Origin of the sequence: Povalibacter sp. (genome assembly GCF_036520495.1) — a bacterium.
Classification (GTDB): Bacteria; Pseudomonadota; Gammaproteobacteria; order Steroidobacterales; family Steroidobacteraceae; genus Steroidobacter.
Genome location: NZ_DATDJO010000063.1, coordinates 45,541 through 65,627 on the forward strand (window position 1 = coordinate 45,541; position 20,087 = coordinate 65,627).

Below are 20,087 nucleotides of genomic sequence, written 5' to 3' on the forward strand. Positions count from 1 at the left end.
GGCAGTTATATACTTAACAAACCCGTCCCGTAGGGTGTTACCCTTCAGGCATGCGGATAAAGGAAGTACTGCGAGGAATAAAGACCGATGTTGACTGGGGGTCGTGGCAGACCGGCGGTAAGGTGCCACGCAGGGACTTCCCATTGTCCAAAATGAGGGATGCCCGTTACTCGCTAAGCCCCCAGTATCGGTGGCGCATCTGCCGTTTCAACGTTGGAGCGGAACGTTTTCGCGTCTGGGTTCTGTACCGCGCTGACCTCCAGAAGTACCTTGCTTTTCTTGGGCACGAACGAGATCAGGATATGGCGGTCTTGGTCCGATATGAGTATCACGGCACCCACCCGGGGTGGCATGTTCATACTGCTTGCGGGCATGAGGACGAAGTCATAGCAGGACGCCTGAACACCGAGGTACATTCGCGCATTCCTAAAGGGATGGCGAAGCACCGCAGGGTTGATTTTCCACCGGATGACGATCGTGCCTTCTTGGTAGCGATTCGGGTATTCAGGTTGGACAGGCTCGATGAGGATCTACTCGCATGAAAGCCGAGCTATGCAAAGCGTTCTGCGAAGACGTTACAGTCAATCAAGTTCCGTTTGGTCTCGCCGTTGGGACTGGCTTCGCTGGTCCGATGGGAGACCCGATTGGCTTTTATGTTTCAAACCCGGATCGCGATGGCCGACGCTGGATTCAGGATGATGGGCTAACAATCTTCAACCTTGAATCTGCGGGCGCAGATATCAGCCTCTCGTCACGCGCGCAAGCCTTCCGGGACTTGCTGAATGAGTATGGACTTGAGTTTGACGAAGACGAGCAGGTCCTGCGTTCTTCTCCACTGCATGACGATGAACTGCCAAAGAAGGCTTTGAGCTTCGTCGCATTCATGCTTCGCTTGCAAGACTTAACGCTCCTTGTAAAGGAGCGAGTTGCTAGCACATTTAAGGAAGAGGTTATTCGCGAGTTGCGCGCAAGAGTTGGAGATCGCGCAACGATATTAGAGGATGCACCAGTATCACTTGAGCTGGCGCAGTATCCCGCCGACGTTGTGCTTCAGGCTGTTGGTAGCCCGCCAGTGGCGCTTTTTTTCGGCACGTCCGATGCGAACCTGTCGGAAGCAATCATTCTTGATCTGGTTGCACGCCATGAAGTCATGACTGAGCTTTCAGTGATTGCTCTGCTGGAAACGGAGAACCAACCAGGGCTGTCGAAGAAAATTCGTCAGCGAGCCTCAAATCGCCTTACAGCAGTGCCAAGCTATCGAGGCGATGAGGGCGCGGCGCTTGATCGCATCGTGCGTGAGACTCTGAGGAAGGCTTCTTGAACAAGAAACAAGAAATGCCGCAATTCGATGACGTGTTACGCAGAATGCTAAGCACTCCGCCGAAGCCTCACGAGCCAGCAAAGGCAAAGCGCAAGCAACCGAAGAAAGAGAAGCCCGCCAAGTAGCGGACTTATTGCTGCCGCTTAAGCTGGACACCAGTCGAAACGACAGTGAACTCGGTATCGGAGTGTCTGTTTACGGCGCCGCCATCGCCTAGGCGATAAGCCTTGAGTCCTTCAAGCCACTCTGTCGTCGCACTCTCTTGGGTAGTGGTGTTGAGGAACTCGGTTAACTCGATGACGACATAGGTTCTCCCGTCAGAACCTAGTGCGTTGAACTTACCCGTTTGCCTCGTTTGTTTTGAGGTTCGCATATGGACTCCGTTTCGGATGTGCCTACCATCGAAAATGCTTTGTCACGAATCTCGCAGTACGCGCAGGAGCACGAGCTTACCCCGCGCGATGTTTGCGATTACTTCTCAGCTGGGATAGTTGAGGCTCATGTTCTGGGGTCAGCGCAGGATTCTTCAGTCGCCGCCATTAATCCAGTGCATGTATAGGATTTCGCGAATCGCCGCTTTCACTTCTTCGGCGACTCGCTTCGATTTGACCAGTTCAGGCTTGGTCAGATCTCTTATAGGTTAATCGCTTCCCGCTGATGCCTTTCAGCGCTGCGACGGTGCGTGCAGCATCGTCAACGCCAAGCGCCGTGCGGTGGTTGTAGCGGAAATCGAACTCACAGAGGTAGCGCTTCAAGTGCGCTTCGCTGATGTGGTGGTACGTGCCCATCAGGCCGCGCTTGAAGATGCTGAAGTAGCCTTCGACCGTGTTGCTGTGAATGTCACCACGGACGTACTCACCGATGCCGTGAGAAGTAAAGCCGTGCGATGCAAACTCGCGACCTACCAGCGTATAGGCAGAGCTTTCGTCGGTCATCAGCTTGGCGTCTGCTGAAATCTGCTCACGCAGGATCGGAGCCAGCGTCGCTGCGTTGACGTTCGGCACATGGAAGGAGCGGGCCTTGCCGCCACGCTCAACCAACGTCAGGACTTTGGTCTTGTGCTGGTAGCCACGGCCTTTCTTGCCCTGACGGCGCGGTTTGCGTTCGTTGCCGAATGTTTCGTCGGCTTCGACAACGCCGCCACCGGAGCCCATCAGTCCGCCGTTCTCTTCACGCATCGCTTCGCGAATGCGCTGAGTGAGAAACCATGCAGTCTTGTAGGTCACGCCAAGCGTGCGGTGGAGTTGGTGGCTGCTCATGCCCTTCTTGCTGGAACACAGCAGGTAAGCGGCCATGAGCCACTTGGACAGCGGGATCTTGGAGCGCTCGAACACGGTGCCCACGGTTACGCTGAACTGCTTACGGCAGTCTTTGCACTTCAGCAGGCCCGGACGATGGGCTTCGCCTTCAAGACGGTAATGATTGCCAATGACGCCACAGTGAGGGCAGACAGGACTATCCGGCCAGCGGATCGCTTCAAGGTATTCGCGGGCTTTGTTCTCGTCTTGGAAGTGCGGGGCCGTAAGCATTTTCGTTCTCCTTAGAGTCGAATTTGAGCTTACGGCTTGGGTTTGTCAAGTATATAACTGTCTTTTTAATGGGCCGCCGTCAGTGACCGGAAGGAGCAGGACGCTCTTCTGGCACAGGAACCGGGAGGGTGGCGCCGCGCAAATCTTCGATCTGGCGGCTCACGTGCTCGGGAGACTTCGTCCGGCGGGCGATGGCGGCGTAGAACGCCGGCACCACATACAGAGTCAGGATCAACGAGAACGCCACGCCGTACACCACCACGGCGCCGATCGCACGGCGACTTTCCGCGCCGGCGCCAGTCGCCACCATGAGCGGCACCGAACCGAACAGCATGCAAAGACTGGTCATCAGCACCGGCCGCAGACGGATCGCCGATGACTTGATCACGGACTCGATGAACTCGACCCCGCGATCCCGCAATTGATTGGCGAACTCGACGATCAGGATGCCGTTCTTGGCCGCGAGGCCAATCAGCATGATGCAGCCGATCTGGCTGAACACGTTGATGGTGCCACCCTGGACCCACAGCCCGATCAATGCGCCGGTGATGGCCAGCGGCACGGTCATCATGATGACCAACGGGTGACGGAAGCTCTCGAACTGTGCTGCCAGCACCAGGAATACGATGACCAGCGACAGCAGGAAGGTCATGTACATCGCCGAGCCGGTGCGTTGGAATTCTCGCGATTCGCCGTCCCAGTTGATCTGCGCCTCGGGCGGCAGATCCTCGCGAACGATCTTCTGCAGGTATTCCATGGCTTCGCCCAGCGAATAACCGGGAACGAGACCCGCCGAAATCGTCACGGCACGCAGGCGGTCGAAGCGCTTGTAGTCGACTGGAGCAGCAGTCTCCGTCAGCTTCACCAGGTTCGACAGCGGGATCATCGCGCCGGTCGTGGTCGAACGAACGTAGATATTCCCCAGATCTCCCGGAGTCGCACGGTCGCTTTCGCGGGCCTGCAGGATGACGCGATACTCTTCGCCGCGTTCCAGATAGGTCGTAACGATGCGCGAGCCCATCATGGTTTCGAGCGACCGTCCCACCGTTTCGAGCGACACACCCAGGTCTGCAGCACGATCGCGATCGATGGCCACGTCGAGCTGCGGTTTGCGCTCGTAGTAATCGGAATCCAGATTGACCAGGCCGGGATTTTCTGCGGCGCGCGCCAGCACGATATCCCGCCACTTCGCCAGTTCCTCGTAGTTCGAACCACCGAGCACCAGACGCAATGGCGAGCCGGCCCCACGATTGCCCAGACCACCTGGCTGCAGCACGACTACGCGGGCCCCGGTAAAGTTGACGAGATTGGAGCGCAGCCGCTGCACGATCGTCGACGCCGAGTCCTCCCGCTCGTCCCAGGGAGTCAGTGGAATAATGATACGACCGGTGTTCACATCACCGCCGCCACCCCAGCCGCCCGTACGCGCCAGGATTCGCCGCGCATTGCCGCGGGTTACTTCATCCGCCGCCACCGCCTCGACCTGTTTCAGAATGCGATCGAGATAGCCGAGGCTCGCCCCTTCGGGCGCAGTGATCACGATGTGCAACATGGCACGGTCTTCCTGCGGCGCGTATTCGACGGGCAGAGCCTGGTAGAGCACCGCGCCCAGAACGATCGATCCTGCGGCCATTCCCCAACCCACGGCCGGCCGGGTGATCGTCGAACGCAGCGACTGTTCGTACTTCGCCGACATCCAGTGGAAGAAGCGCTCGACCACGAGGGTCGTGCGGCTGCGCACGATGCCCTTGGCGAAGAACTTCGAGGCCATCATCGGCACGAGCGTCAGTGAGATGAGCGCCGAGAACGCCACTGCGGCGGCAATGGTGATACCGAACTCACCGAAGAGTCGGCCGAGATTGCCAGGCAGGAAGGAGATCGGCAGGAACACGGCAACCAGCACGAGCGTGGTGGCGATCACGGCGAACGCGATCTCGCGACTGCCGTCCACCGCCGCGAGCAAGGGCGATTCGCCCTCCTCGATGCGCCGCATGATGTTTTCCAGAACCACGATCGCATCGTCGACCACCAGACCGATGGCCAGCACTGCGCCGAGCAACGTCAGCACGTTGATCGAGAAGCCCGCCAGCGCCATGACGATCGCTGCGGAGATGATCGACACGGGAATGGTGATCGCCGGAATCAGCGTAGCGCGCCACGTGCCCATGAACGCGTAGATCACGACCAGCACGAGGATCAGTGCAACCACCAGCGTATGCACCACCTCGTTGATCGAGGCTTCCACGAACAGCGAATTGTCGGTGTTGACCTCCATGCGGATGTCTTCGGGCAAGGTCGCCCGGATACGCGCCATCTCTTCCTGGACGCCGCGAGTGACATCGAGCACGTTCGCCGTGGACGTCGGGATGATGGAGAAGGAAATGCCGATGACACCATCGGATCGGGAAATCGAGCGCAGATCTTCGGCGTCGCGCTTGACGTCAGCCACTTCGCCGAGCCGCACGAACGAACCGTCTGCCCCGCGGCCGATCACGAGCTGACGGAAATCCTCTTCGGTGTTAAAGCCGGTATCGGTTCGCAGCGCGAACTCACGGTTGACGGATTCGATGCGTCCGGCCGGCAATTGCAGATTTTCGCGGCGCAGCGCGCTCTCGACGTCCTGAACCGTCAGCGCGCGCCCCGCCAGCGCCTGCCGGTCCAGCCAGATGCGCATGGCGTAGCGTCGCTCGCCATTGATACGCGCCATCGCCACGCCATCGACGATCGAAAAGCGATCCAGCAGGTAGCGATCGGCGTAGTCGTTCAGTTCGAGCACCGAGCGTTGTTCGCTCGACAGGTCGATCATCATGACGGGGTCGGAGTTGGCATCGACCTTGGTGATCTCGGGCGGGTCGGCCTCATCGGGCAGCGAGCGCTGCACGCGCGAAACGCGATCGCGAACGTCGTTGGCCGCTGATTCGATGTCGCGACCGAGGCCGAACTCGATGGTGATGCGCGAGCGCTCGCCGGCGCTGGAGGATGTGATTTTCTCGACGCCTTCGAGACCTGCGACCTGCGATTCGATGATCTGCGTGATCTTCGATTCGACCACTTCAGCCGTGGCGCCGCGGTAGCGTGTATCCACGCTGACGACCGGCACGCTGATGTCGGGAGATTCGCGGACCGGCAGGCGGCTGGCCGCCATCAGGCCGATGATCGTCAGCAACAGGCTCACGACCATTGCGAAGACCGGACGCCGAACCGAGGTATCCGACAGGATCATGCGCGCTCCCCACCCACTTCGGCTTCAAGCATGGCGCCGCGCGGTGTCGCACTGACGACGGGATTCACGGGACTGCCGTCGCGCACCATCTGGGTACCCTCGACGACCACTACATCGCCTTCGGCCAAGCCCTTCACGATCTCCACTTCGCCCGGACGACGCCGGCCGATCAGCACCTGCGTGCGCACGGCTTTGCCGTCGCGCACTGCAAACACGTACTGGCTGTTGCCTTCCGGAACCAGCGCTTCCTCGGGAACCAGCATCGCCGACGACTCGGCGCGCATCAGCCTGACGGTCATGAGCATGCCCGGCTTCAGCCGGGCGTCACGATTGTCGATACGCGCACGCACCAGCACGGCACGGCTCACCGGATCGAGGCGGTTGTCGATGCTCGACACCTTGCCCTTGAACTCGTCGGCATAGGCAGTCGTGCGGCTGGTGATCTCGAGTCCTTCCTTGATCTGCGACAGGAAAACCTCAGGGACCGAGAAGTCGAGCTTGATCACGCTGGCATCGTCCAGCGTGGTGATCACCGTACCGGGGCTGACGAAACTGCCGACGCTGACGTTGCGCAGGCCGACGCGGCCGGCGAACGGCGCGCGGATGATGGTGTCCTCCAGCTGCGAACGCGCGCCGGCGACGCGGGCTTCGTTCATGCTGAGTGTGGCCTGCAGCTGATCGAGCTGGGCTTCGGACAGCGCTCGCGTCGCGAACAGTTCGCGGCTGCGGTTGAACTGGCTGCGACTGTCGCGCAGGGCGGCTTCCGCCTCGGCCAGAGTGGCGCGTACCTGATGACTGTCGAACTCGACCAGCACATCGCCGGACTTGACCTGCTGGCCCTCGCGGAAGGCGATCAATGTCACACGATTGGACACCTTGGCCGTGACATCGACCGATTCGTTGGCGTGCGCGGTGCCGATCGCTTCCATGTCCTGCGCAAACGGTGCGTAACCGACGGTCGTCACCAGTACGTTGACCGCACCGGACCCAGGCCCGCCGCGGCCTGGGGCGATTTGCTGCGCACCGGGCTGTTCAGCCCCGCTGGATTTCACGTACCAACCAACGCCCGCCGCTACTACGAGCAGAGCCGCTCCGACAACTATGTTGCGCACACCTGGACCCATATTTAATTACAAGACCGTACTTGAACCGGCATCCGCCCAAAGCGAGACGCAAGGTCCCGGCCTATGCCTACCGGGGATGGGGGCACAGGACGTATGACCAACCTTAAGGAAGCTCAGCGGAGAAACCCCAGTGAACCGCAACTCTGACTCAGTTGCACCCTACGAGTTCGCAGACTATGACTGGCCGTCCCAGCAGAGTTGTAAAAAATCGTAAATTCAAAGGTATCCGCGCGTTATTTCAATGATATCCGCGCGCCCGGGGGCTGCGGATCAGGAAAATGCTCAATCACACCGAACGGAATTCATCGCAGGGTTACGGTGAGAATATCCCGAGGACCGCGGCTTCGCGCAACGATCATCGATGCGCGCTCGCGTCGCGACGTGTCCCTGGGGGGGACATCGCTGGATGTCAGACACGCGTGCGGGAACGACAGCAGTCGCTCCCGCGTGTGCCTCATCCCGGCTCGGCGTCCGATCCTTCCTGGATACCTTCGAACAGAGCCGTGCTCAGGTAGCGCTCGCCCGTATCGGGCAGCATGGCGAGAATCACCGAATCGTTGGGTGCGCGCTGCGCGATCTTGAGGGCCGCTGCAAACGTGCCGCCAGAGGATATGCCGCAGAAAATCCCTTCTTTCGCGGCCAGGTTGCGCGACGCCTGAATGGCTTCCTCGTCGGTGACCGGCAGGATCTCGTCAGCGACTTCGCGGTTCAGCACTTTCGGCACGAAATCCGGTGTCCAGCCCTGGATCTTGTGAGGCTTGAACTCCGCGCCCGACAGCAATGCAGCGGCCGCAGGTTCGGTGACGATGATCTTCGTGTCCGGACGCGCCTTCTTGATCATTTCGCCAGCGCCAGTCAGCGTGCCACCCGTGCCCCAGCCTGTAACCCAGAAATCCAGCCGCTTGCCCGCGAAATCACTCAGGATTTCCGGGCCGGTGGTATTGCGGTGATATTCGGGATTGGCCTCATTCTCGAACTGGCGCGCCAGGAACCAGCCCTGTGTCTCCGCCAGTTCCGCAGCCTTGCGCACCATGCCGCTACCGCGCTCCGCGGCGGGCGTCAGGATCACCTTGGCGCCGAGCATCCGCATGATCTTGCGACGCTCGATCGAGAACGACTCGACCATCACGGCGACGAATGGATAGCCCTTCGCCGCGCACACCATGGCAAGCGCAATGCCGGTATTGCCCGACGTCGCCTCGATCACCGTCTGCCCCGGTTTGAGGACGCCCCGGCGCTCCGCGTCTTCGATGATCGCGATCGCGAGCCGGTCCTTCACTGACGACAGCGGATTGAAGAACTCGCACTTCACGTACATGGTCACGTTCGCCGGCGCGAGCCGGTTGATGCGGACGATGGGCGTACGGCCAATGGTGCCGAGGATGCTGTCGTAGATCATGATGGTTACAAACCGGTGACGAAGGCCAAGCCTCAGGGAAACCCGGAATTTACTCGCCACGGAGTGCGAGGAACAGTGGCAAGGGCTATGGCTTCATAACCCGCCAGAGCCGTGAGGGCGGTTTCACGCGGTTTTCACGGCACACCACGGAGGTTTGAAATCAGCGACCCAGCGGAGCCACGCCGGACCCGGTAAGGACTGGATCCCGGATGTGAAACGCTCTTTCATCGCCGCTGATCGCGCTTACGCAACCAGGACGCGATCCTCTCCGGCACTTCGCGCTGGGCCGTGCCGCTGACATAGATGCCAATGTGCCCGCTGGGAAACTGATAGCTGCTGTAGTCACGTGAACCGACGAGCTTGCCCATCGGCTCGCTGGCCGACGGCGGGACGAGATGGTCGAACTGCGCGTAGATGTTGAGCAGCGGTGTTTTCACCGCTTTGAGATTCACGGCGCGTCCGCCGAGCTCGAGCGTCCCGTTCGCCAGACGGTTTTCCTTCACGAACCACTGCATGAACTGGCGGAACATCTCGCCGGGCTGATCGGGACTGTCGAAGATCCATTTCTCCATGCGCAGGAAATTCTCCAGCGCCTTGGGATCGTCGATGTGATCGAGCAGATCGACGTACTTCTGACTGGTCAATCGAAACGGCTGAAGACTCAGGAACAGCGCATTGAGCAGCTCTCCCGGCACATTGCCCGTGGCCGCGACCAGCGTGTCGAGATCGACATGCTCCGTCCACTTGGTGAGCAGGTTCTCCGGCGTGCGGAAATCCACCGGCGTCACCATCGTGACGAGGTTGCTGAGCGCAGCACCGTGCAGGGCCGCATAACACAGGCTCATCGTGCCTCCCTGGCAGACACCCAGCAGATTGACGCGATCGAAGCCGCTGGTTTCGCGCACGAAATCCACGCAGTGCGCCAGGTAGCCCGACACGTAGTCGTCGACGGCGAGAAAGCGGTCGGCCCCGTCCGGATAACCCCAATCGATGAGGTACACATCGACGCCGCGCTGTAGCAAGCCGCGGATCAACGAGCGATCGGCTTGCAGATCCATCATGTACGGCCGGTTCACGAGCGCGTAGCAGATGATCAGCGGCACGCGCACGCGGGATTTCGCCGGCACGTCATCGAACGGCCGGTAGCGATACAGCACCAACTTGTCCTCGGCATAGACCGCGTCTTTTGCAGCGCTGCCGATCGCGACATCGCCCACCTGGGCCAGCGCCGCGAGTCCGTGCGTCACGCGCTTGACGAAGTCTTCGGTGTCGCGTTTCACCTGATCCTGATCGAACTTGGGATCGTTCATCTGGATCGACCTTTGCTGGCGCGTTTACGCGGTTGCGGACTGCGGGTCTGCTTCTTTGCTGCGCTCGCCGGCGTAGCCTTCAGTGCCGCGACCTGCTGCTTGAGCGCGCGCAGCTGCTGATGCACCGTGTTGAGTTCCGATCGCGTCGGCAAATCGAGTTGCCGCAATCCATATTCGAGCACCCGCTGGTGATGCGACCGCAAGCGCATGCTGGCATTGCCCAGCTCTGCCTGCAGTTTTCCGTAGGCGTCGCTGTGGGCAACCTTGGCGAATACCTGCTCGGCGCATTCCACCCACAGATCGTAGAGATCGCGATAACCCTCTATCGGCTTCTCCGCCTGTCGTTCGCGCACGCGCTGCTCCAGCAGACTGAGCGCATCGCCCTGCACGCCCAGCAGGACTCCGCGCAGTTCCTGCTCGAGCCGCTGGCATTCGGCCTGCGTCGCCGCCAGCTCCCGCCAGGCCTCGGTGTGTTCGCGCGCGATGCCGATCGGCGGCAACCGGCGCAGCATGTCGGCGAAAGCGCGGGAGGCACTCTGCTGGCCTGCATCCGCGGCCGTCCACGCATTGCGCCATACGTCGAGCAGTTCCTCGCCCACCTTGAAGGACCCGAATGGCATCTCGCCGTTAGCAGCCTGCTTCGCGAAATCCTGCAGCCCGCCAAGATAGGTGCGACCGATGTCTAGCCAACGGGTGGCAATACCGTGCGCCTCGTCGCTGCTACTGGCGGACTGGTCGGTCTGCTGACGCAGCAGCTCGCGCTGCCGCTCGATCCACGCGGCCGTCCACTGCGCGTCCTGCGATTTCATGCCCTCGTCCGCCATCGCTCTCTCGCTTCCGCCTTGCTTTGCAAACCTGTGTACAAACTGAAATCTGTGGCCTCGACCCCACAACCCGATCAGGCGTGTTGCAGCGCCAAATGGGCGTCGCTACAGTAGCCCGCCTTTCGCGTGTACCCACTACCTGCCATTGTCCCAGAAATCCCGCTGGCGCCGGCAAGCCATTCCAAGCAAGAACTCGAGCACTCCCGAGCATGAGCGAACCACGCCTGATCAAGAAATACGCGAATCGTCGACTGTATGACGCATCGCAGAGCCGGCACATCACTCTCGAAGACATCCGCACGATGGTCGTGAGTGGCGAGCAGGTCAAGGTCATCGAAGACAAGACCAGCGAAGACATCACCCGCCTCATCCTGCTGCAGGTCATTGCCGACCAGGAACAGTTCGGCCGCCCGATCCTGTCGACGACGCTGCTGGAATCCTTGATCCGCTTCTATGGCAATTCGCTGCAGGGTTTCCTGAGCGCGTATCTGGAGAAAAGCGTCGAAACCTTCATGCGGCAACAGGAAGTCGTGCAGACCCAGCTCAGTCGCATGATGACCAATGCGCCGATGGCGGCCATGTCGGAGCTGACGCGCCAGAATCTGGAAATGTGGACGCGGATGCAGGAATCGATGCTGTCGGCATTCACACCACCGCGCGATACCAAGCCGAATGCCGCCGAATCAACCCCGGGCGACAAGACGGGCACTGAGGACGATCCGCCTCGCTAGGTCTCACCTCCCGGGCCGGAAGCACCCGCTCCGGCCGTCGCATCCTCTATCCGACGTCTTCGGTCTTCATGTCGCTACGCATCTGCTTCATCGCTTCCGAGGTTGCACCGCTCGCCAAGACCGGCGGTCTGGCGGATGTTGCCGGGGCCCTGCCGCGTTATCTTCATGATCGCGGCCACGACGTGCGGGTGTTCATGCCGCTCTACTCGAGCATCAGCCTCGGCGCACTCGATCCGCAGCCGGTGCCGAACGTGCAGAACGTCGAGCTGAAGCTCGGCCCGCATCGATATTCGTTCTCGCTGCTCGCGGCAACCCTGCCGGGTTCGCAGACCCCTGTCATGCTCGTGCATTGCCCCGCAGCTTTCGATCGCGCCACGCTTTACACCAACGCCCCCGACGAGCATCTGCGCTTTCTCGTGCTGCAACGAGCGGTGCTGGAATCCTGTCAGCGACTGGCCTTCGCGCCACAGATCGTTCATTGCAATGACTGGCATACGGGGCTCGTGCCCTTGCTGCTCAAGAGCCTGTATGCGTGGGACCGGCTGTTCGATGAGGCGCGCACTGTCATGTCGATCCACAACATCGGTTACCAGGGCGTGTTCGGCGCGGGTACTGTCTATGACACCGGCGGCGAAATCCGTCACCTGCTCTCGCCTGAAGATCTGTCCCGCGGCCAGATCAATTGGCTGCGTGAAGGACTACGGCACGCGCACCGGGTCAGCACTGTGAGCCCGACATACGCGCAGGAAATCCGCTCTCCGATCGGTAGTCACGGGCTCGATACGACGCTGCGTGCACGCGGCGACGACGTTGTCGGGATTCTCAACGGCGTCGACTACGGCGAATGGAATCCAGCGACGGACCGCTACCTCAAACATCGCTACAGCCCGCAGGACCTGTCGGGCAAGGTCGCCACCAAGCGCAGTTTTCTCGACTGGCTGAACCTGCCGCTGCCGGTCACCACGCCGATGTTCGGCATCGTCTCGCGCATGACGGCGCAGAAGGGCTTCGATCTGCTGTTCGATACCCTGCCGGAGATTCTTGCGGGGCGCGACTGCTGCCTGACCGCGGTCGGCAACGGCGAACGCCGCTATGAAGAATTCTTCGACGACCTGCAGCAGCGCTTCCCCGATCGCGTCGCCTTTCATCGGGGCTACAACGAAGAACTGTCGCATCTCATCGAAGCGGCGAGCGACATCTTCCTCATGCCCTCGATGTACGAGCCGTGCGGCCTCAACCAGATGTACAGCCTCAAGTACGGCACCGTTCCCATCGTCCGCAAAACCGGCGGCCTCGCCGATTCCGTGCAGATGTGGGACCCGGCGACGCGTACAGGCACCGGTGTCGTGTTCAACGACTTCGACCCACCCGCCATGCGCTGGGCACTGCATACTGCACTCGACCTGTTCAAGGATCAGGACGCGTGGCAGCAAATGATGCGCAACGGGATGGCGAAGAATTTCTCGTGGGACACGCAGGGGATGGAGTACGAAAAAATGTACGCAAACCTGCTGTCCTGAACGGTCCGATAGCATCGACTCATGAGCCTCGATCCGCAGAGCCTGCTGTATAGCGCCGACCGGCTGCGACAGGCGGGCCGGTGGGCCGAAGCGGAGCAAACCTACCTGCAGGTCCTTGCCCGCTGGCCGCACCTCACGGACACCTGGTACAACCTCGGGCGCCTGCAGCGCCAGATGGGAAAGTTCAACGCCGCACTGGCCTGCTACCAGCAGGCACTGGATCGCGGCGTCTCCCAGCCCGAAGAAGTCCATCTCAATCGCGGTGTGATCTACTCGGATGGCCTGCACCAGTACGCGCAGGCGGAGCAGGAACTCAACGCGGCGCTGCACCTCAATCCCGACTATGTCCCTGCGCTGTTCAATCTCGCGAATCTCAACGAGGATTTCGGCCGCAGCGACGCGGCACTCGCGTTGTACCAGCGCTTGCTCGCCATCGATCCCCGGCACTACGAAGCACTGGCGCGCTATGCGGGCATGAGACTGGCCGATGGATCGGACGATCCACTGATTGCGAAACTCCGTCACGCGCTCGCGAGCGACGACGCCACGGCGTCCGACAAGGCGAGCCTCGGTTTCGCGCTCGGCAAGATGCTCGATGCCTGCGGCGCCTACGATGAAGCCTTCGCGGCCTACACGGCCGCCAATCGCCACAGTCGGACGCTCTCGCCGTCGAACAGCGTTCTGTACGATCGCAGCGCCCACGAACGGTTCGTCGATGAGCTGATCGCAACGTTCAGCAAGGCAGCGCCGATCGGTGCATCTGCCGTCGCGCCGCGACCGGTCTTCATCTGCGGCATGTTCCGCTCCGGCTCGACCCTGACGGAGCAGATTCTCGCCGCGCATTCGCAGGTCACACCGGGCGGCGAGCTGGCATTCCTGCCGACGCTCGTGGCGCGACAGCTCGCGCCGTTTCCGCACAGCATGAACACTCTCGGCGAGCAGCAACTGGCCGAACTCGCCCGACGCTATCGCGAGGGACTGGCGCAACTTTTCCCCGGCGCCGCAACCGTGACGGACAAGCGCCCCGACAATTTCCTGTACATCGGCCTGATCAAGCAACTGTTTCCGGACGCGCAGATCGTTCACACGACACGCAATGCGCTCGACAACTGCCTGTCGATTTATTTTCTGCACCTCGACCATCGCATGGGCTATGCACTCGACCTGGAAGATATCGCGCACTACTACGCCCAATACCGACGCTTGATGGCGCATTGGCGGACGCTCTACGGCAACGACATCCTGGATTTCGAGTACGACACGTTTGTCCGCGAACCAGGCGACTCGACCCGTCGACTGCTGGAATTCTGTGGCCTCGAATGGCAGGACGCGTGCCTGTCATTCCAGCAGGCCAAGACGACGGTGAGAACCGCGAGCATGTGGCAGGTGCGGCAGCAGGTGTATCGCCAATCGTCGGGTCGCTGGCAGCACTACAGCCGGCATCTCGAACCCTTGTCGGCCTATCTGCGCGAACGGCATCTCCTGCCGTAGATCATCCGACCGGTTTGCTGCGGACCCACTGCGACAGCAACCATTTTTCGCCCGTGACCGGCGCGAGTCCCGTGTGAACCGTGCTGTAGTCGGGCGCTCCGGCAGCGTCCACGTTGCTGAATAGCAGCGCGTCGCCGCGAGCTCCCTTGTAGCGATACCCGATGCGGGGAAAATCCGTCTCGCCGCCCTCGTAGCCATCGTTCAGATAAGTGAGAAACGTGGCGGCACGCTGACCGCGCAATTCCACTTCGCGAACGAGTTCGGGCGTGTTCAATTGCAGGAAATCGGCATGCAGTCCGAACTGTTCGCCGGGATCGTAGTGCAGCAGCTTCGTGACTTCGAAGAACAGGGTCGACGTACGGGCCACTGCGGCCATGCGTTCGCGGATCAGGTTCAACACGACGTCGGCGCGGAAAATCGTGAACGCGGCTTCCGTGTTGGTTCGACTGTCGGCAGCCTGCGCGCTGGGGCTGCCGCGATACACCAGTGCGCGCTGCAGATGCGGCCGCGCACGTTCGATGAGCCAGGTGCATTCGTCGGGCGAACAGAATGCATCGATGACCACGATGCGCGGTTCCCGGGACACGACGCGGACCGGAAGCGGGGCTGTAAGGGCGCCAATGTCGATTGCGCGCCTCAACGCAGTCCAGTCAGATCCGCCGTGGCGCGCCAGCACCCGCAGCTCCTGTTGCGCGGGCTGCCAGCCCAGCTCGGCTGCACGCTGCAGATAATCCAGTGCGGCAGCAACATCCCGGGGCAGCCCGACACCCCACGCCGTACAGACCGAGAGTTGTGCTGCTGCTTCGGCGTCACCGCCTGCCGCTGCCTTCTGCAGCAATGTCGCTGCCTCCGCCGGCGCTGCGCGCAGACCGTCCCCCACCAGCATCCGCTTGCCCAGTGCCAGCAGCGCGCGGGGCTCGCCGGCGCGTGCGCGTGCGTCAAGGTCGTTCAGATCGACGTGGCCCATCGAGGCGTCTGAATCACAACTTCGTCTCCAGGTTCACGCTGCCGCTTTCCTGGAACGGGATGGTGCGGATCATGCCGGACGCCAGCATGACCTTGCCTTCGAGCACGTACTCCACGGTCTTCTTGCCACCCAGCCGGGTGAGCAGGCGGCCGACGCTGCTGACGAAGTTCGTACGCACGGTCATGTCGAACTCGGTTTCGCCATTGGCCGGGACGGTAAAGGAGCGCGCGCTGGTGCCCTCGGCGAAGGAATCTCCCTGCAGGAACAGCCTGTACTCGATGCCCTTGATCGGCAGGTCGCGATCGTTGGGATTCTGCACGTTGAGGTTCACCCGGAAGTTCTGACTGAAAATGTCGCCGGAGGTCATGGCGACGCTGATGATCGTCAGACGCGGCGTCTCCAGCTTGGGCGCCATGGCGCTACAGGCGGACAGGCAGGCGAGCACCCAGAGGAGCGACCAGCTACGCAGCTTCTTCATAGGATGAGATGGCGTTGTTGTTAGAGGCATCGCGGATTGTATGCCCCAATTCTGCCCACCGATCCACAATCCCGCGACCGCCTGAGCCGGGCGGCGCTATCTCCCCAGTCGCGAGAGCATGTCGCGGGTCACCAGCGCCACGCCCTGCTCGCTCATATAGAACCGCCGCGCGTCCTCTTCCGGGTTCACGCCGATCTGGGTGCCTGCCGGAACGATGCCGCCGGTATCGATGATGGCGCGCTTGATGACGCAACTGGGGCCGACCCGGACGTCGGGGAACAGCACCGAGCGCTCGATGTAGCTGCGCTCGTCGACCCTGACGTTGGAGAACATCAACGACTGGTTTACATGCGCACCCGAAACGATGCAGCCGCCGGAAACCATCGAATTCACCGCCATGCCGACGCGACCGGCGTCGTCGAGCACGAATTTCGCGGGCGGATACTGGCGCTGGTAAGTCCAGATCGGCCAGTGCTCGTCGTAAATGTTCAGCTCCGGATCGATGTGCACCAATTCCATGTTGGCATCGTAGAAGGCGTCCACTGTCCCGACGTCGCGCCAGTACTGCTGCACTCGCGTCTGCGTGTCCCGGAAGGGATACGCATACACCTTCAGATGCTGCAGGGCGTCGGGAATGATGTCGCGGCCGAAGTCATGGGATGTGCCGGGCTTGTGCGCCTGCTCCTCGAGCAAGCGGTACAGCAGGTTCGCCTTGAAGACGTAAATGCCCATTGAGCCGAGCGCGTAGTCCTCGCGTCCCGGAATGCCTTCAGGATCGCGCGGCTTCTCGGCGAAGCGCGTGATGCGCATGTTCTCGTCGACGGTCATGACGCCGAAACTGGTGGCCTGTTCGCGCGGCACCTCGACGACTCCCACCGTGATGTCGGCCTTCTTCTCGACGTGCGCCGCGAGCATCGGGCCATAGTCCATCTTGTAGATATGATCGCCAGCCAGCACGAGGATGTGGCGCGGGTGATGCAGTTTGATGATCTGCAGGTTCTGGTACAGCGCGTCCGCCGTGCCGCGATACCACATGTCACCGAGTTGCTGCTGGGCCGGGATGATCTCGACGAATTCGCCGAACTCGCCGCGCAGATAGCTCCAGCCGCGCTGGATGTGCTGGATGAGCGAATGCGCCTTGTACTGCGTCAGCACGGAGATGCGTCGGATGCCCGAATTGACGCAATTGGAGAGAACGAAATCGACGATGCGGAACTTGCCGCCGAAGGGCGTCGCCGGCTTGCAGCGGAAATCGGTGAGGTGTTTCAGCCGTTCACCACGACCGCCGGCCATGATGACGGCGAGGGTGTTGCGGGTCAGCCGGCTGACGTAGCGGCGGGCTGCAGCTTTCTGACCGGTGGCCTCACGTTGGCGACCGTTGACACGAGCTGGCGTGGCTGCGTCTGGCATGGAGGGGCGTCTCGCATTCGGTGACAGGGTTTTGTCACCCATGGTAGCCGAGGTCGCAGCCTGCCGGTCGTTCCGCCGCTTGCCTCGCGAACGGCCGTTGGGCATTGTTGCCGGCGGATCGGCAGCCACGGCCTGCTGGCCGTTGCGCCGTCCGTTTCCCTGCCCAAGGCCACTGTAGCCCGAATGCTGAACACCTTGCGTGAATTCGCTGTCGAGATCGGCTGCGTCACCCCACTCGGACATTCGTCGTTCTCCTCGACCCGGCGGCACAACGTCGACCGTCGGTACTGGTGGAGTACGCCACTATGCGCACTCGCGTTGGTGGTCATGTGCAAGGTCCATGCACAAAGTCCTGCATCTGCGTCATCCGACGCAGGAACTGCGACAGTAATCGCTGACTGCCTGCCCGACGGATCCGGATATGTACGCGCGCGCCTCAAGGGATCGATCGATCGGGAGCTGGATTGGGGCAACACCGGCACGGGGTGCACTGGGGCTGTGCGGCCCACGGACGGCGGCATCCGCGTACGTTTCACGGGATCATTCGAAGGACAGTCCCAGCTGGTGCTGGTCTTCGGCATCTCCGGACTGCGCGAGGGCGCGACGGCGACACTGTTGCCCGTCAATGTGACAGTGATTCGCGAAGGCAGCGGCGAGTTCTACAGTACGCAGGGTGATGACAAGTGCACGCTGGATCGTGTGACCCAGAAGCCGTTGATCGGCATTCCCGACCGCTCGCGTGTCTACCGCATCGAGGCCCGCGGCTTCTGCACTGAGCCGGCCCGCGCGCTCAACGGCAAAGGATCGATCCTGATCTCCCGCTTCGATTTCGCCGGCAGAGTCGACTTCGACGACACCGACTCCACCCAGGATCCGCACGACAGTAAGGCAGCCACATGAAATCCATCCGCCAGGTACAGATTTTCCTGACTGCGATGTCACTGCTGTGGCTGAGCATCGCCAGCGCCGACAGCGGCCGCGACGATGCGAAGGCGCTGGATCGCGACTTTCCCCGCTCGACGCTGCAGATCGCGGGCCTCGATGCCAAGCTCCACCCGATTCGCGTGTGGGTCGCCGACAACGAGACGCGCCGCGCGCGTGGCCTCATGTACGTCAGGGAAATGGCCGCAGACGAGGGCATGCTTTTCATCTATCCACGCGCGCAGCGGATCGCGATGTGGATGAAGAACACTGTCCTGCCGCTCGACATGCTCTTCGTCGCCGCCGATGGGCGCATCATCAGAGTCGCCGCGAACACCCGGCCGCAATCGCTCGAGACTGTCGAGTCCGGCGCAGACGCTCTCGGCGTCATCGAACTTAATGCCGGAATTGCCGAGAAATTGAATATTCGCGCTGGTTCGCAGGTAATCCATCCTGCTTTTTTGCGACGCTGAGATACGACCACACCACCGCGTCGCGGCCGGGCAACGCAACTTCCCGCGTAGTTTGCGTACTCACCCCGTTCCTTTCCCGGATAGCAATTCCACGTCGAGCCGCTACCTTGCCGCAGTCGCAGACGGGCAACGCTTCCCCCCTGCGACTACACCTTGACGCAAGGAGTTGGCAATGCGAACACGCTACAGAAACGCAATCCTGATATCGGCGGTGGGACTCGCGTGTGGCGCAGCCATTGCCGCCGATGAAACGGGCAAGTGGTACATCAATCCCATGTATGGCTACGCGTGGCTCGATGACGCACGCAACATGGACGATGACTATCACTGGGGACTAGGAATCGGCAAGCACCTGAGCGAGCACTGGAGTCTCGAGTTGAACGGCCTTGTCGGGGATTTTGATAACGATCTCGGTGCCGAGCTCAAACAGCAGCCTTATTCACTGGACGCGTTGGTGGTGTTCGGCCGCAAGAACGCCGTATCGCCGTACATCACGTTCGGCGCCGGCTACATGGACAACATGTACAGCGGCAACAATAACAACACGGACGGTCCCCTCGCTCAGGCTGGGCTCGGGCTACTGATCGATGCCGGCGAGAATGCTGCGAAGACCTTCGTGTTCCAGCTGCGTCCGGAAGTCAAAGTGCGCTACGACTTCGCGGATACGCCGAACCACGATGACTTCCACGACTACATCGCGAATCTCGGTTTCGCTTTCAACTTCGGACCACCGCCATATGTGCCGCCACCTCCGGCGCCACCTGCACCGCCGCCACCTCCGCCGCCGCCGCCACCACCTGCCGATTCGGATGGCGATGGCGTTATCGATCCGCAGGATCAGTGCCCGGACACGCCGCGCGGCGTGGCTGTCGATGCGGTCGGCTGCCCACGCAAAGGATCAATCACGCTGCGGGGCGTTGACTTCGAGTTCGATTCAGCGAATCTGACCGGCGACTCGAAGTCGACCCTCGACGAAGTGGCCGCGGACTTGAAGAAATTCCCGCGCCTCAAGATCCTGCTGGAAGGCCACACGGACAGCGTCGGCAATGACGCCTACAACCTCAAGCTGTCGCAGCGCCGCGCAGCATCGGTGCGTGAGTACCTGGTGTCACAGGGCGTGAACCCGGCGAACCTGACCTCCGAAGGCTTCGGCGAAAGCAAACCGATCGCCAGCAACGCCACTCCAGACGGTCGCGCAGAGAACCGTCGCGTGGCCATGTCAGTGACAGACAACCCGGGCGACGTCGAAGTGAAGGGAGAAGAGCGGGATTGACGCCGGGAACCGATCGACCGACTCGAACGGCGGGTGCGCAGGCATCCGCCGTTTTTTTTGCGATGAATGCCAGGGCTGACACGCCAGCCGCGA

16 protein-coding genes are annotated in these 20,087 nt (G+C 61.5%); 7 read left to right on the forward strand and 9 right to left on the reverse strand.

Annotation, left to right across the window (positions count from 1 at the left end; genetic code table 11):
• The first annotated feature begins 538 nt into the window (after nucleotides 1–538).
• The gene (locus tag VIZ63_RS21490; RefSeq protein WP_331611848.1) at nucleotides 539–1,321 is read left to right on the forward strand and encodes a DUF1828 domain-containing protein; all 783 of its coding nucleotides are present in this window, start codon (nucleotides 539–541) and stop codon (nucleotides 1,319–1,321) included.
• Between the two features lie 614 nt (nucleotides 1,322–1,935).
• Here the strand turns inward: VIZ63_RS21490 and VIZ63_RS21495 are convergent.
• The 6 genes from VIZ63_RS21495 to VIZ63_RS21520 all read right to left on the reverse strand — a co-directional run bounded on the left by VIZ63_RS21495 (nucleotide 1,936) and on the right by VIZ63_RS21520 (nucleotide 10,715).
• Nucleotides 1,936–2,850, reverse strand: coding sequence for an IS1595 family transposase (locus VIZ63_RS21495; protein WP_331611849.1), 915 nt, complete (start codon nucleotides 2,848–2,850; stop codon nucleotides 1,936–1,938).
• 79 nt (nucleotides 2,851–2,929) lie between these two features.
• The gene (locus tag VIZ63_RS21500; RefSeq protein WP_331611850.1) at nucleotides 2,930–6,073 is read right to left on the reverse strand and encodes an efflux RND transporter permease subunit; all 3,144 of its coding nucleotides are present in this window, start codon (nucleotides 6,071–6,073) and stop codon (nucleotides 2,930–2,932) included.
• Nucleotides 6,070–7,185 carry an efflux RND transporter periplasmic adaptor subunit gene (locus VIZ63_RS21505; RefSeq protein ID WP_331611851.1) on the reverse strand — a complete coding sequence of 372 codons (1,116 nt, stop codon included), beginning with the start codon at nucleotides 7,183–7,185 and terminating at the stop codon, nucleotides 6,070–6,072. Before VIZ63_RS21505 ends, VIZ63_RS21500 begins: the two co-directional genes overlap by 4 nt.
• A 466-nt stretch (nucleotides 7,186–7,651) precedes the next feature.
• Nucleotides 7,652–8,596 (reverse strand): cysteine synthase A, encoded by a 945-nt coding sequence (gene cysK / locus VIZ63_RS21510; protein ID WP_331611852.1) that lies wholly within the window; start codon nucleotides 8,594–8,596, stop codon nucleotides 7,652–7,654.
• A gap of 224 nt (nucleotides 8,597–8,820) precedes the next feature.
• Nucleotides 8,821–9,906 carry a class III poly(R)-hydroxyalkanoic acid synthase subunit PhaC gene (phaC, locus tag VIZ63_RS21515; protein ID WP_331611853.1) on the reverse strand — a complete coding sequence of 362 codons (1,086 nt, stop codon included), beginning with the start codon at nucleotides 9,904–9,906 and terminating at the stop codon, nucleotides 8,821–8,823.
• Nucleotides 9,903–10,715 (reverse strand): poly(R)-hydroxyalkanoic acid synthase subunit PhaE, encoded by an 813-nt coding sequence (locus tag VIZ63_RS21520; RefSeq protein ID WP_414703824.1) that lies wholly within the window; start codon nucleotides 10,713–10,715, stop codon nucleotides 9,903–9,905. Before VIZ63_RS21520 ends, phaC begins: the two co-directional genes overlap by 4 nt.
• Before the next feature lie 224 nt (nucleotides 10,716–10,939).
• On the opposite strand from VIZ63_RS21520, the gene phaR reads away from it, so the two are divergent.
• The 3 genes from phaR to VIZ63_RS21535 all read left to right on the forward strand — a co-directional run bounded on the left by phaR (nucleotide 10,940) and on the right by VIZ63_RS21535 (nucleotide 14,472).
• Complete coding sequence (phaR, locus tag VIZ63_RS21525) at nucleotides 10,940–11,461, forward strand: polyhydroxyalkanoate synthesis repressor PhaR (RefSeq protein WP_331611855.1); 522 nt, start codon at nucleotides 10,940–10,942, stop codon at nucleotides 11,459–11,461.
• Nucleotides 11,462–11,529: 68 nt separating this feature from the next.
• Nucleotides 11,530–12,981: a glycogen synthase gene (locus VIZ63_RS21530; RefSeq protein WP_331611856.1), complete on the forward strand. Its 1,452-nt coding sequence runs from the start codon at nucleotides 11,530–11,532 to the stop codon at nucleotides 12,979–12,981.
• A 21-nt stretch (nucleotides 12,982–13,002) separates the two neighbouring features.
• Nucleotides 13,003–14,472, forward strand: a complete 1,470-nt coding sequence (locus VIZ63_RS21535; RefSeq protein WP_331611857.1) for a tetratricopeptide repeat-containing sulfotransferase family protein — start codon at nucleotides 13,003–13,005, stop codon at nucleotides 14,470–14,472.
• Between the two features lies 1 nt (nucleotide 14,473).
• On the opposite strand, the gene VIZ63_RS21540 is transcribed toward VIZ63_RS21535, so the two are convergent.
• The 3 genes from VIZ63_RS21540 to glgC all read right to left on the reverse strand — a co-directional run bounded on the left by VIZ63_RS21540 (nucleotide 14,474) and on the right by glgC (nucleotide 17,327).
• A complete protein-coding gene (locus VIZ63_RS21540) occupies nucleotides 14,474–15,439 on the reverse strand; it encodes a 2OG-Fe(II) oxygenase (RefSeq protein ID WP_331611858.1) in 966 nt (321 codons plus the stop codon).
• Nucleotides 15,440–15,452: 13 nt separating this feature from the next.
• Nucleotides 15,453–15,917 (reverse strand): LEA type 2 family protein, encoded by a 465-nt coding sequence (locus tag VIZ63_RS21545; protein WP_331611860.1) that lies wholly within the window; start codon nucleotides 15,915–15,917, stop codon nucleotides 15,453–15,455.
• Between the two features lie 96 nt (nucleotides 15,918–16,013).
• A complete protein-coding gene (gene glgC, locus VIZ63_RS21550) occupies nucleotides 16,014–17,327 on the reverse strand; it encodes a glucose-1-phosphate adenylyltransferase (RefSeq protein WP_331611862.1) in 1,314 nt (437 codons plus the stop codon).
• Between the two features lie 183 nt (nucleotides 17,328–17,510).
• On the opposite strand from glgC, the gene VIZ63_RS21555 reads away from it, so the two are divergent.
• The 3 genes from VIZ63_RS21555 (at nucleotide 17,511) to VIZ63_RS21565 (ending at nucleotide 19,994) form a co-directional block, all read left to right on the forward strand.
• Nucleotides 17,511–18,227, forward strand: coding sequence for a hypothetical protein (locus tag VIZ63_RS21555; protein WP_331611863.1), 717 nt, complete (start codon nucleotides 17,511–17,513; stop codon nucleotides 18,225–18,227).
• Nucleotides 18,224–18,721: a DUF192 domain-containing protein gene (locus tag VIZ63_RS21560; RefSeq protein ID WP_331611864.1), complete on the forward strand. Its 498-nt coding sequence runs from the start codon at nucleotides 18,224–18,226 to the stop codon at nucleotides 18,719–18,721. The genes VIZ63_RS21555 and VIZ63_RS21560 overlap by 4 nt, the downstream gene beginning before the upstream one ends.
• A 172-nt stretch (nucleotides 18,722–18,893) precedes the next feature.
• Nucleotides 18,894–19,994, forward strand: a complete 1,101-nt coding sequence (locus VIZ63_RS21565) for an OmpA family protein (RefSeq protein WP_331611865.1) — start codon at nucleotides 18,894–18,896, stop codon at nucleotides 19,992–19,994.
• The last annotated feature ends 93 nt before the right edge of the window (nucleotides 19,995–20,087 follow it).